This is a genomic window from Rhizobium sp. 1399 (assembly GCF_031455475.1).
Classification (GTDB): domain Bacteria; phylum Pseudomonadota; class Alphaproteobacteria; order Rhizobiales; family Rhizobiaceae; genus Rhizobium.
The window spans coordinates 313,996-325,905 of the sequence record NZ_JAVDSU010000003.1; the positions used below are offsets into that span (position 1 = coordinate 313,996).

Consider the following 11,910-nt stretch of genomic DNA (forward strand, 5'->3'; position numbering starts at 1 on the left):
TACCCCGTATGTTACCGTTACATACTTGCGCATTCGCGATGCACGGTCACGATCAGTAGCTCCGTGTCCTGAGTCAGCACGACAGAGCCGCTGGATGATAGGTCTGCAACCGAGGGAACATCATGACGACGCTTAAAAGAACGGTCTCGTTACTCGCGGTCGCGTTGACCACTTCGAGTTTTGGCCAGGTAGCGTTCGCTCAGACCACCTTCGAGGTGCCGAAGACGATAACGACCCCGGATAAGGTCGAAACGCGGATCGGCACGCTCGACTTCAAGGACGGCGCGCCAACGCCGGAAACCGCGCAGAAGGTCTATGACACCCTCGACTTCACCCGCGGCCTCGACGCCTTTCTCAACAGCTATGGCGGCGCATCCGCGCTCGCGCTCGAGCGCGGATTCCAAAGCATCGGTGCCAATGACAACGACGTCGTCATCTTTCCCGAACTGATGGACGCAAAATCGCTGTTCCTCACGGCCAACGCCGACACCGTTTACTACCTCGCTATCATCGATCTTTCAAAGGGGCCGATCGTCATCGAGCAGCCACCCAAGGGGCTGGGCACCATCAACGACATGTGGTTCCAATGGGTCATCGACATCGGCTTTCCTGGCCCGGACCGCGGCGAGGGCGGGCGATATCTGCTAATTCCACCGGGCTACGACGGCCCGCTTCCCGACAGCGGCTTCCATGTGGCCCGTTCCAAGACCTTGCATGCTCTTTACGCCGCCCGGGCCTTCCTGACCGAAAACGATCCCAAGCCGACGGTCGACCTGATCAAGAAGACGCTGAAAATCTACCCGTACACGCCGGGTGGGTTCGGGACGAGCATAGCCACGGCCCTCGAGGGCAAGGTCAGGCTCGCGGCAAATCCGCCGATCCCCGAAACCACCTTCATCGACGCCAGCGGCAAGGCTTTCAACACGATTCCTCCAAACGACTTCTCATACTTTGAGATGATCAATGACAACATCCAAGCGGAACCGGCGGACTCCTACAATCCGGAACTAGCCGGGCAACTGGCGGCGATCGGGATCGCCAAGGGAAAGGACTTCAAGCCGGACGAGCGGATGAAGAAGATTCTCGCGGACGCCGCGGCAGTCGGAAACGCTTCGGGGCGCGTGCTCAACTGGCGTCCGAAGGACTCGCTTGGATGGAACTACTATCCGGACTCGTCATGGGCCAACATGCTGTGGCAGGGCGGTGCGAACTTCGAGACGCCGCCGCCGATGCTGACCAAGGACGGCCTGTTCGATCCGCTTCCACCTACTGGCGCGCGCACGCTCGATTCGAAGGCCGCCTTCTACTACGGTTACACCATGGACTCCCCTGGCATGATCATGCGACTGCCGCGTGTCGGCTCGCAGTATCTCATGGGCTTCCTGGACGGAGAGCAAAGGGCGCTGGACGGCGGCAAGACCTACAAGATCACCTTGCCAAAGGGCATACCGGAAGCGGCCTTCTGGTCCTTCACGGTCTACGACAACCAGACCCGCTCGATGCTCGATACGCCGCAGCGCTATCCACGCGCCGGTAGCCAGACCTACCCGTCGCCCGCGGCGGACGCAGCCGCGGATGGCTCTACCACGATCTATTTCGGCCCCGATCAGCCGAAAGACGTCAAGCGAGGCAACTGGGTGCAGACGGTTCCCGGCAAGGGCTGGTTCACGATCCTGCGGCTCTACAGCCCGCTCGAACCCTTCTTCACGAAGGAATGGCGTCCAACCGAAATCGAGCTTGTCCGCTGAACTTCCAATGACGACAGCAAACCTGAACTCATGAAGGGTCGAAGCAATGCGCAGGTCGAATCTCCTAATTCTCTTGTTATCTTCCGCGGTTTTAACGGTGGGCGTCGGAGCGGCTTCGGCGCAGGAGCGGCATGCATACTTCGGGCAGACCCACCAGCACACGAGCTGGTCATTGGACGCTTACATCATCGGCAACACGGTTACCGGACCGGAAGAGGCCTACCAGTACTCGATGGGCCAGACCATCAAGCATCCGGCCGGGTTCGACGTGAAGATCAAGACACCCCTCGATTTTCAGGGAGTGACCGATCACTCGGAATATGTCGGCGTCATCAGGCTTGCCAACGATCCCACATCTCCGGTCAGCAAGCTGCCGATCGCCGCGAAGTTGAAGGTCACCAAAGATAATCCCGCTACGAAGATTTTCTCGTTTCTGGCGAACAGCATAGCCAGCGGCAAGCCGCTCTCCGAGCTGGTGAACCCGGAACTTACTGGTTCTATTTGGAAGCAGAACGTCACCATCGCTGACAAGTACAACAAACCGGGCCAGTTCACTGCATTCTGCTCGTACGAGTGGACATCAATGCCCAATAACCAGAACATGCATCGCAACGTCTTTTTCAAGGACTGTGCGAAGGTGCCGCCCGCGCCGTTCTCGGCTCTCGAGTCAGACCATCCGGAAGACCTCTGGACCTGGATGGACGGTCAGCGAAAGGCCGGAAACGAGGTGCTGGCCATCTCCCACAATGCGAACCTGTCGAACGGCATCATGTTTCCCACCGATGTCGACAGCAAGGGCAATCCGCTCGACGCCGCCTGGGCGCAACAACGCATGACCAACGAGCCGTTGACGGAACTCAAGCAGGCAAAGGGTGCGTCTGAAACTCATCCCGATCTCTCGCCGAATGACGAGTTCGCCAACTTCGAGATCATGAACTACCTGATCGGGATCGATAACAGTACGGCAAAAATTCACGGCAGCTATGCCCGTGAAGCCTACGAGAACGGTTTGGCCCTGCAAGCGACCCGCGGCTACAACCCCTACAAGTTCGGGGTGGTGGGTGCTGGGGACTCGCACAACACGGCCACGGCCTATTCGCAGTCGAACTTTTTCGGCGATCATGGCCTCATCGACGCGACCCCTGCCGCCCGACTGGCGGGTACGGTCGCGTCGGGAATGAATGTCCTCGAAACAGGAACCTCTGGTCTGACCGTCGTCTGGGCGGAACAGAACACCCGCGACTCCATCTTCAATGCCATGCAGCGCAAGGAGGTCTACGCCACCAGCGGCGTGCGCATCCAGGCACGGATGTTCGGCGGCTGGGATTATGACAAGGGCGTTCTCGCCAATGCGGATTGGGCGAAGACCGCCTATGCCAGCGGTGTGCCGATGGGCGGCGATCTTGCCACCGCCGACGACAAGGTTCCTTCCTTCATCGTGTCGGCGGTGAAAGACCCCGACGACGGCAATCTCGATCGCATCCAGATCGTCAAGGGCTGGACGAAACAGGGACAGATATTCGAAAAGATATTCGACGTCGCCTGGGCTGGAAACCGCCAGCCCGATCCGGTCACCGGGAAACTGCCACCGCTTGGAAGCACGGTCGATATCACAAAGGCGACCTACACCAACGACATCGGCGCGGTGGAACTGAAGGCCGTATGGACAGACCCGGAGTTCGACCCCAGCCTGCACGCCTTCTACTACTCGCGCGTTCTACAGATTCCGACTCCGCGTTGGAGCACGTATGACGCCGCCAAGCTCGGGATACTTCCGCCCAGCAATGTGGCCGCGACGGTTCAGGAACGCGCCTGGACGTCGCCGATCTGGTACACGCCAACACCCGCGGCCGTCGCTAAGGCCGAGCGCGGCCTGACCGTCGAAGACCTGACCAAGGCAGGAGCTGTCGCGCTCACAGATGATCAACTGAAGAAACTCGTCGTTGGCAAGACGGCAAAAGTTCGCAACAGGGTGACCGGGAAGACTTTCGATGTTCTGTTTGGGGAGCATGGACAACGCGTCATCACCGAGTTGAACGGTGGCGCGCCGAGCGCGGACGACGTCTTGCAGATCATGCATCCGAGCACCTCTGGATCGACGGCCGACTACGAGATCAAGAATGGCCACATCATCACCACGATCGACGGGAGCCCGTTCGAGCTGACCGTCTACACATCGGGAGATAAATTCGTGGCCGCCAGAAGCAATGAATTCGGCTACGCCAACTATGAAGTCCAGGCCGTCATTCAGTAAACGGAGGCAGTCGCTGTGGAACTGTTTCCCATCGCACCTGAAGCCAGTCACGTATGGATAAGGGAGTCGCCAATGAGCGGGTGGCGGCGAGTCCTCCGCGAACCGCTGCTCCATTTCCTCGTCGTTGGTGCGGTCCTGTTCGGCGCATACCACCTGCTGACGCCGTCACAGGAAGAGGCGGCGAATACGAACCAGATCGTTCTGACGAAGGACGACCTGCGGCAACTGGCGATCAGTTGGCTGGCGCAGGGACGCTCGTCCCCGACACCCGAGCAGATTCGCAGTCTCGTCGACCAGAAGGTGACGCAGGAAATCCTCTTCCGGGAAGCCGTAGCTCTCGGTCTTGACCGCGACGACGAGGTGGTCGAGCGCAGACTGGCGCAAAAGATGGACTTCCTCGCCTCCGACGTAGCCTCGATGCAGGAACCGACGGATGCCGACCTGAAGGCATGGTTCGAGAAGAACGCGGAGACCTTCGCGCTGCCCGCGCATGCTACCTTCCGCCATCTCTACTTTTCCACGGACCGACACGGGAAGCGTACCGAGGAGGCCGCGACGGCAGCTCTGACTGCCATAGTGGGCAAATTGCCGGACTCGAGCGAAGTTGCCGCGGTCGGCGACCCCTTCATGTTCCAGAACCACTATGGCGACGCGACTCCCGATCAGATGTCGAAGGAGTTCGGACCCGAGTTTTCCAAGGCTCTGTTCCAGCTTCCGGCGGGCAAGTGGGTTGGTCCCGTCAAATCGGGCTACGGATGGCATCTCATCTGGATCGACTCCATCGAGCCGGGACGCATTCCGACCTACGCTGAGGTAATGCCCAACGTGAAGGCCGGCTGGGTTCAGGACCAGTATCAAGAAATAAAGCGCACCTCCCTGGAGGAGATGCGGTCCCGCTATTCTGTCATTGTTCCCCCAATCGAAGCAGCAGACTTCCAAGACTTGCAGGTTCCCCCTGGGTACAATCTGGGACTTGAGGTGTCGGCACAATGAACGTCAGGCGAATAGTGGCAACGATATTCCTGGCTGTCACTGCCTTCCTGGCGCAAGCTGGGCTGGCTACAGCACATGAGATACGACCCGCCTATCTTCAGATCGACGAGATGACGGCCAACCGCTTCAAGGTCGTCTGGCGCACACCCCTGCTTTCGGGCATGCGCCTTCCCGTGGCCTTGCGGTTCCCCGACAGTGTTCGCAACGTGACGCCACCTGCCGAGCGCGAACTTCCGGATTCTCTTGTGGAGAGCCGCATCGTCGAAACGGTGGACGGGAGCCTTGCGGGCAAGCGCGTCGAATTCGTAGGTCTGCAGGCAACGATTACCGACGTGCTGGTGCGTACCCGCCTGCTGGACGGGACCGTGATGACGGCCATGATCCATCCGTCCCAGCCGTGGGTCGACGTCGCGGCTCGACCTGGACGGCTCGATGTGGCGAGGATATTCATCGTGCACGGCATCGAGCACATCCTTTTTGGCTACGACCATCTTCTCTTCGTCCTGGCGCTGATGTTCATCGTACGAAGCTGGCGGGCGCTTTTGTGGACGGTGACGGCGTTTACCGTGGCGCATTCCATCACACTGACGCTGGCAACACTTGGCTTTGTGCACGTTCCCGGGCCGCCCGTGGAAGCCGCGATCGCGTTCAGTATCCTGCTGCTCGCCTGCGAGATCATTCATATCCAGAATGGGCAGGCCGGCCTCACTGCGAAACGCCCTTGGCTGGTCGCCTTTGCGTTCGGGCTGCTGCACGGGCTGGGTTTCGCGGGGGCACTGTCTGAACTGACCCTTCCGTCACGGGACATTCCGCTTGCCTTGCTGTTCTTCAATGTGGGCGTCGAGATCGGGCAGTTGATGTTCATCGCCGCTGTGATCGGGTTAATCGCGTTGGTGAGGCAGACGAGATATCCGGAGTGGCTGAGACGGAATGCCTTCACGACGGCGACATACGCAATCGGTGCGATGTCGGCATTCTGGTTCGTCGAGCGGGTGGCTGCGTTCTAAATCGGGAGCCGAATACGTCATGAGCGCCTGATGTCAGGCGACATACACGAATGGATAAAACCGGATGGGGAACGGTGTTGAATTCGTAAAGCGCGCCTTCGAGAAGCGCGACAAAGTCATTGATGAACTCGCCGCGCGCAACGAGGGGTTTCGCGACCTCTGCGACGAATTCGAAATTGCCAACAATGAAGAAGAGCGATGGAGGCAATCAACCGCTCCAGAGCGCGACGAGCGTATCGCCGAGTACAAGGAACTGATCGAGATCATGCGGATCGAGATCGAACAGGCTCTCGAGGCGGCCGTCGCAATGCCATTCAAACCGCCACGACGATAACTGCCAAAGCATAACAATCGAACGACTACTTCAGATCAATCGCTCCAGGATAGGAACAATGATGAGAAACAGAGTTAGCATCTTTGCGGCGGCGGCATTTGCCTTCCTCGCTCTAACCTCGCTCGGTCGGGCCGACACGATCAGCTATGCCGATGCGGTGACGACCCTTGCCAAGGAATGCGAGGCCGACATCAAGAAGTTCTGCAACGGCGAGAACCTTGGAAACGGCCGCGTCCAGGCGTGCCTCGAGAAAAACGCCTCGAAGGTCTCACCGACCTGCACATCGACCCTCGGAAGCGTCATGACGTCGATCGCGCAGCGTCAGCAAGCGCAGGCGTCGGTGTTCAAGGTCTGCCAGCATGACATCTCCCAGTACTGCAATGGCGTGAAGGGCGACGGCAATATCCTTTCCTGCCTCGTCGAGACGAAGCGTGTCGACAACCGGGCATGCAATCAGGCAATCACCGACGCTGGATGGCGTTGAACCATGACCGAGGACAGGGGAAACAAGATGATAGTTCATGGCCTTCGAATAACTTTGGCACTCGGCCTGCTTCTGGCCCCGTGCATTGCTTCCGCCCAGCAGCTCGACAACGGTCAGATCATGAGCACGCTCGGGCAAGTGAAGTCGGCAGCACCCGCAGTCGACGTCGCCCTCCTCGTGGAGGAAGCCAACGCCAATGTCGGCAAGGGCGTCGCAGCACTCCCTAACTGGAGCAAATTGTCGGAGCTGTCGCAGTTGATCGTGGAGATCGATTTCGAGAACAACTCGACCGCCATAGAGCCAAAATCCTATCGGACGGTGGGCCTGATTGCGGACGCGCTGCACCACCCGGACCTGTTCCGATACAAATTCCTGATCGTCGGGCATTCCAGCTCGACAGGAAGCGCCAAGCACAATCTGGAACTCAGTCAGAAGCGCGCCGACGCGATCAACGAGGCGCTGTCAACGACCTTCGCAGTTTCGCCTGATCGCCTGTTCTCGGTTGGGGCCGGTGAGGAATGGCCGATCGATCCCGGTCATCCGGAGTCTGCCGACAACAGGCGCGTTCAACTGATCAATCTTGGGCTCCTGAAATAGGGAGTGGTCATGATCAAACGGAGGATGCATGATGCTAAGACTCTCAGCAATAAGCATGATCGCCGTCGCGGCGAGCCTTCTAGCGATATCGCCGGTCTTCGCGCAGGACGCCATTTCGGCTCCAGCGGAAAAGACGATAGGCGCGACCAAGTCAAAAATGGTGCCGTCGCTTGCCGTGCTGAATTCCGGTGGGGCGAAGCTCGAGGGTGGCAAGCTAACGATGAGTGGCATCTCGGCGGTGTCGATCGTGTTTGCCGACCGCCCGGTCCGATCGGCGGGCCACGTGCTGACCTCCGAGTTCATCAAGCAATGGGGTGAGGGGCCCGACAGCTTCGCGAAGGACCCACCCAACGCTACGATATCGGTGCTCAGCGCCAAGGGTGATTCCGTTGCCGACGCCGTGGTCGTCCTGAAGACGCCGAAGCTTGAGGGCGGAGACCTGACGTTCGACGTAGCAGTGCTCGAAGGGGACCTCGCCGGAGCCGATGGGCCCGCATCGCTATTTATCGACTGGTTCGCGGCACGTGGTCCCTATGGGGGCGTCGCCGTGGGAGGTGCTGGGTTCCGCGCGCCGGTTTGGCGTGGCGGATGGTACGCCCATCCAGGCGCGTACTATGGGGCGGGCGTCGTGGCGGGGGCGGCGATTGGTGCGGCCGCTGCGGAGCGACGTTATTACCCGCCTCCGGCGTGTGGCTATTATCCGTATCCGCCCTGCTACTAGCACTTAGGGCAAAATCCATGCTCGCGCTGGGTTCTGTCGTGGGACGCTCGCACGACGCGTCCCACCGCGGGCTGAACACTGAGGACGCAAACGATTGGACCATCTCACCCACCCGAATCCAGTTCTGGAGATTCTTGTAGGCACCGTGTTTTTGATCGTTGTGATCTTTGTGCATGGCGTCGGAATCCGAAGCATCGGGCTTCAGTTCAGCAAGTCCTGGGCACACGTCACCGCAGCCACGCCGCATTGGCGGCTGAATTTGATGCTCGCCGTAACAATCGCCGCGCTAGCGGTTCTGCACTTCGCGGAGACTCTTATTTGGGCAGTTCCCCTGTATGTCAGGGACATTATCCCTTCGATGCGCGATAGCTACTATTACGTCCTCGAAAGCTATACCACTCTCGGCGAGGGCAACGTCACCCTTCCAGACCGATGGCGTCTGCTCGGCCCGATCATCGGGATGTCGGGCCTGTTCACCTTCGGTTGGACTGGAAGCGTTCTCGTTAGCATCATGACCGATTTTGGCAAGTTCGACCGACTGCAGGCGAGGCGGGAGCGGGTGGAGGAGGGCAAGACGGAGTTGTGAGCAGGCTCGATCTTCGCGATACGCCTGCACCTTCTCGCCATCGGCAACGCTCCCCACCCCGCCCAGACCTCATCGCTACGAGGCGCGATGATGGCCGTCGCCATGAGCTTGGGCATCATAATCACTGCTTCGCGCATGACCGAGAGCCTCTGGCGGTAGCTCGCAATCGTGCAAGCGTCCGCCGCAAGGGACAGCGCCTCGGGCATCGCGACAGCATTGTCGAGCAGTAAGGACAGCGTCTGAAGATAACGCGCAAGCGCCGCCTTGATCATCAACGGACCAAAGACCGGCATTTTGATCCGCGCTGCCGATGCGAGCCCGACAATGGCCCTCCGGCGCGAACGCGATGATTTTTGGCCAAATCTATTGGCACCTGACGGCCAAACCTGGGTCTCTAGGGACAGAACTTACGTCCCGGATTCAGCGCGACAGTTCCGCACGCGAATTTATTCTGTGCGATATACGAACAAATATCAAATAACGCACAAAATTCTTGCCGTCGGGATGGCTCTCGCTTTATGCCTGTTGTCAGGGAGGCACGAGGAGGCCTCATCCGGCAAGGAGAGATCCCGCATGGACAAGACAATCGGGAGCGCGGCTGACGCCGTCTCCAAAATCGGCGATGGCGCCACCGTCATGATTGGTGGCTTTGGAGGTTCGGGTGCGCCGATCGAGCTCATTCACGCCCTGATCAATAAGGGCCCGAAGAACCTCACGGTCATCAACAACAATGCCGGCAATGGCCGCATCGGTATCGCCGCCATGATCGATGCCGGCATGGTCAGGAAGATGATTTGCTCCTTCCCGCGCTCGTCCGATCCGCGTGCCTTCACCGATAGATACCTTGCCGGAGAAATCGAGCTGGAGCTCGTGCCGCAGGGAACGCTCGCCGAGCGGATCCGCGCCGGCGGAGCCGGCATTCCTGCTTTCTATACACCGACCGGCTATGGGACCGAGCTTGCAGAAGGCAAGGTCATCGCCGAGTTCGACGGCCGCCACTATGTGCAGGAACGTTGGCTGAAGGCCGATTTTGCGATCGTCAAGGCGCATGTCGGCGATACCCATGGCAACCTCACCTACAACAAGGCCGGCCGCAACTTTAACCCGCTGATGTGCATGGCGGCTGCCAAGACGATCGCGCAGGTCTCGAGCATCGTGCCGGCCGGCGGCATCGATCCTGAGCATGTCGTCACACCCGGCATCTTCGTCGACCGCCTCGTCGAGATCGCCAATCCGCAACAGGAAGAAGAGCTTATTCGAGCCAGGGTGGCCTACATATGACCGTCGACATTAAAGAAGACATCAAGCTCTCCAACGCCCAGATCGCCTGGCGCGCGGCGCAGGACATTGCCGATGGCGCCTATGTGAACCTTGGCATCGGCTTTCCGGAAATGGTTGCCCGCTATCAGCCGCCGGGCCGGCAGGCGATCTTCCACACTGAAAACGGTATCCTCAATTTCGGCGAGGCGCCGCCATCAGGTGAAGAGGATTGGGATCTGATAAACGCCGGCAAGAAAGCGGTGACGCTGAAGCCGGGTGCAGCCTTCTTCCATCATGCCGACAGCTTTGCCATGGTACGCGGCGGTCATCTCGATGTCGCGATCCTCGGCGCCTATCAGGTCGCCCAGAACGGCGATCTCGCCAACTGGCGCGTCGGGGCCAAGGGTGTGCCGGCCGTCGGCGGCGCCATGGATCTGGTCCATGGTGCCAAGCAGGTCTGCGTCATCACCGAGCATGTCACCAAGAATGGTGAGCCGAAGCTGGTCGACAAATGCACCTTCCCGCTGACGGGGGTGGCTTGCATCACCCGCATCTATACGAGCCATGCCGTCATCGACATCAAGGACGGGCGTTTCGTGCTGCGCGAGAAACTTGCCGCGATGTCGGTCGAGGAACTGCAGGCCATGACCGGTGCGCTGCTCCATATCGAGGGGCCGGTTGCCGATCTCGTCGTTCCCGAACTCTGAGGACAAGTCCATGACCGAAGCCTTTATCTGCGACTATATCCGCACGCCCATCGGCCGTTATGGCGGCTCGCTCTCCTCCGTGCGCGCCGATGATCTCGGCGCCATTCCGCTGAAGGCGCTGATGGCGAAGAACGCCTCCGTTGACTGGGAAGCGGTCGATGATGTCGTCTTCGGCTGCGCCAATCAAGCGGGCGAGGACAACCGCAATGTCGCCCGCATGTCGCTGCTTCTCGCCGGTTTGCCGGTCTCGGTGCCGGGCACGACGATCAACCGGCTCTGCGGTTCGGGCATGGATGCCCTCATCACCGCGGGGCGCGCCATTCGATCAGGCGAAGCCGAACTGATGATTGCCGGCGGCGTGGAAAGCATGTCGCGAGCCCCCTTCGTGATGCCGAAGGCCGATACCGCTTTTTCGCGCGCTGCCGAAATCCACGACACGACGATCGGCTGGCGCTTCATCAATCCTCTGATGAAGAAGCAGTATGGCGTCGATTCCATGCCGGAAACCGGCGAGAACGTTGCCGAGGATTACAAAGTGAGCCGCGAGGATCAGGACGCCTTTGCCGTACGCTCACAGGCCAAGGCTGCGGCTTCCCAGGCAAGCGGCAGGCTGGCCAAGGAAATCACCTCAGTGACCATCCCGCAGCGCAAGGGCGATCCGATCATCGTCGAGAAGGATGAACATCCGCGCGCAACCAGCATGGAAGCGCTCGCCAAGCTGCCGACGCCCTTCCGTCAGGGCGGTACGGTGACAGCCGGTAATGCCTCGGGCGTCAATGACGGAGCGGCTGCCCTCATCATCGCTTCGGAAGCGGCGGCCAAGAAATATGGCCTGACGCCGATTGCCCGTATTCTCGGTGGTGCGGCTGGGGCCGTCCCGCCGCGCGTCATGGGCATTGGACCAGTCCCGGCTTCCCGCAAGCTGATGGCGCGGCTTGGCATGAAGCAGGAACAGTTCGATGTGATCGAGCTCAACGAGGCCTTCGCCAGCCAGGGGCTTGCCGTTCTGCGCGAGCTCGGCATTGCCGATGACGATCAGCGCGTAAACCGCAATGGCGGCGCGATTGCGCTCGGCCATCCGCTCGGCATGTCGGGTGCCCGGATCACCGGCACCGCAGCGCTGGAACTTGCCGAAACCGGCGGTCATTATTCGCTGTCGACCATGTGCATCGGCGTGGGCCAGGGCATTGCTGTGGTGCTCGAACGGGTCTGAGAGCTG

At 60.1% G+C, this 11,910-nt stretch carries 12 protein-coding genes; all 12 read left to right on the top strand.

Annotated elements, in window-relative coordinates; translation table 11 throughout:
• Positions 1 to 122 precede the first annotated feature (122 nt).
• Positions 123 to 1,748, top strand: a complete 1,626-nt coding sequence (locus J2X71_RS12780) for a DUF1254 domain-containing protein (protein ID WP_310382456.1) — start codon at positions 123 to 125, stop codon at positions 1,746 to 1,748.
• A 46-nt stretch (positions 1,749 to 1,794) separates the two neighbouring features.
• Entirely contained in the window at positions 1,795 to 4,002 is a 2,208-nt protein-coding gene (locus J2X71_RS12785) for a DUF3604 domain-containing protein (protein ID WP_310382457.1), read from the top strand.
• 72 nt (positions 4,003 to 4,074) lie between these two features.
• Positions 4,075 to 4,995: a peptidylprolyl isomerase gene (locus J2X71_RS12790; RefSeq protein WP_310382458.1), complete on the top strand. Its 921-nt coding sequence runs from the start codon at positions 4,075 to 4,077 to the stop codon at positions 4,993 to 4,995.
• Positions 4,992 to 6,002: a HupE/UreJ family protein gene (locus J2X71_RS12795; RefSeq protein ID WP_310382459.1), complete on the top strand. Its 1,011-nt coding sequence runs from the start codon at positions 4,992 to 4,994 to the stop codon at positions 6,000 to 6,002. The genes J2X71_RS12790 and J2X71_RS12795 overlap by 4 nt, the downstream gene beginning before the upstream one ends.
• Positions 6,003 to 6,066: 64 nt before the next feature.
• Positions 6,067 to 6,336, top strand: a complete 270-nt coding sequence (locus J2X71_RS12800) for a hypothetical protein (protein ID WP_310382460.1) — start codon at positions 6,067 to 6,069, stop codon at positions 6,334 to 6,336.
• A gap of 58 nt (positions 6,337 to 6,394) precedes the next feature.
• On the top strand, positions 6,395 to 6,820 hold the full coding sequence (locus J2X71_RS12805; protein WP_310382461.1) for a cysteine rich repeat-containing protein: 426 nt from the start codon (positions 6,395 to 6,397) through the stop codon (positions 6,818 to 6,820).
• Between the two features lie 27 nt (positions 6,821 to 6,847).
• Positions 6,848 to 7,417 carry an OmpA family protein gene (locus J2X71_RS12810; RefSeq protein WP_310382462.1) on the top strand — a complete coding sequence of 190 codons (570 nt, stop codon included), beginning with the start codon at positions 6,848 to 6,850 and terminating at the stop codon, positions 7,415 to 7,417.
• Positions 7,418 to 7,445: 28 nt separating this feature from the next.
• Positions 7,446 to 8,138 carry a hypothetical protein gene (locus tag J2X71_RS12815; RefSeq protein ID WP_405049706.1) on the top strand — a complete coding sequence of 231 codons (693 nt, stop codon included), beginning with the start codon at positions 7,446 to 7,448 and terminating at the stop codon, positions 8,136 to 8,138.
• A 94-nt stretch (positions 8,139 to 8,232) separates the two neighbouring features.
• Positions 8,233 to 8,724 carry an ion channel gene (locus tag J2X71_RS12820; protein ID WP_309506874.1) on the top strand — a complete coding sequence of 164 codons (492 nt, stop codon included), beginning with the start codon at positions 8,233 to 8,235 and terminating at the stop codon, positions 8,722 to 8,724.
• Between the two features lie 573 nt (positions 8,725 to 9,297).
• Entirely contained in the window at positions 9,298 to 10,005 is a 708-nt protein-coding gene (locus tag J2X71_RS12825; protein WP_310382463.1) for a 3-oxoacid CoA-transferase subunit A, read from the top strand.
• On the top strand, positions 10,002 to 10,691 hold the full coding sequence (locus tag J2X71_RS12830) for a CoA transferase subunit B (protein WP_310382465.1): 690 nt from the start codon (positions 10,002 to 10,004) through the stop codon (positions 10,689 to 10,691). Before J2X71_RS12825 ends, J2X71_RS12830 begins: the two co-directional genes overlap by 4 nt.
• 10 nt (positions 10,692 to 10,701) lie before the next feature.
• Positions 10,702 to 11,904 carry a 3-oxoadipyl-CoA thiolase gene (pcaF, locus tag J2X71_RS12835; RefSeq protein ID WP_310382467.1) on the top strand — a complete coding sequence of 401 codons (1,203 nt, stop codon included), beginning with the start codon at positions 10,702 to 10,704 and terminating at the stop codon, positions 11,902 to 11,904.
• The last annotated feature ends 6 nt before the right edge of the window (positions 11,905 to 11,910 follow it).

Coding starts and splice junctions, on each gene's coding strand:
- J2X71_RS12780 (WP_310382456.1), top strand. CDS start 123: ATGACGACGCTTAAAAGAACGGTCTCGTTACTCGCGGTCGCGTTGACC.
- J2X71_RS12785 (WP_310382457.1), top strand. CDS start 1,795: ATGCGCAGGTCGAATCTCCTAATTCTCTTGTTATCTTCCGCGGTTTTA.
- J2X71_RS12790 (WP_310382458.1), top strand. CDS start 4,075: ATGAGCGGGTGGCGGCGAGTCCTCCGCGAACCGCTGCTCCATTTCCTC.
- J2X71_RS12795 (WP_310382459.1), top strand. CDS start 4,992: ATGAACGTCAGGCGAATAGTGGCAACGATATTCCTGGCTGTCACTGCC.
- J2X71_RS12800 (WP_310382460.1), top strand. CDS start 6,067: ATGGGGAACGGTGTTGAATTCGTAAAGCGCGCCTTCGAGAAGCGCGAC.
- J2X71_RS12805 (WP_310382461.1), top strand. CDS start 6,395: ATGATGAGAAACAGAGTTAGCATCTTTGCGGCGGCGGCATTTGCCTTC.
- J2X71_RS12810 (WP_310382462.1), top strand. CDS start 6,848: ATGATAGTTCATGGCCTTCGAATAACTTTGGCACTCGGCCTGCTTCTG.
- J2X71_RS12815 (WP_405049706.1), top strand. CDS start 7,446: ATGATGCTAAGACTCTCAGCAATAAGCATGATCGCCGTCGCGGCGAGC.
- J2X71_RS12825 (WP_310382463.1), top strand. CDS start 9,298: ATGGACAAGACAATCGGGAGCGCGGCTGACGCCGTCTCCAAAATCGGC.
- J2X71_RS12830 (WP_310382465.1), top strand. CDS start 10,002: ATGACCGTCGACATTAAAGAAGACATCAAGCTCTCCAACGCCCAGATC.
- pcaF (WP_310382467.1), top strand. CDS start 10,702: ATGACCGAAGCCTTTATCTGCGACTATATCCGCACGCCCATCGGCCGT.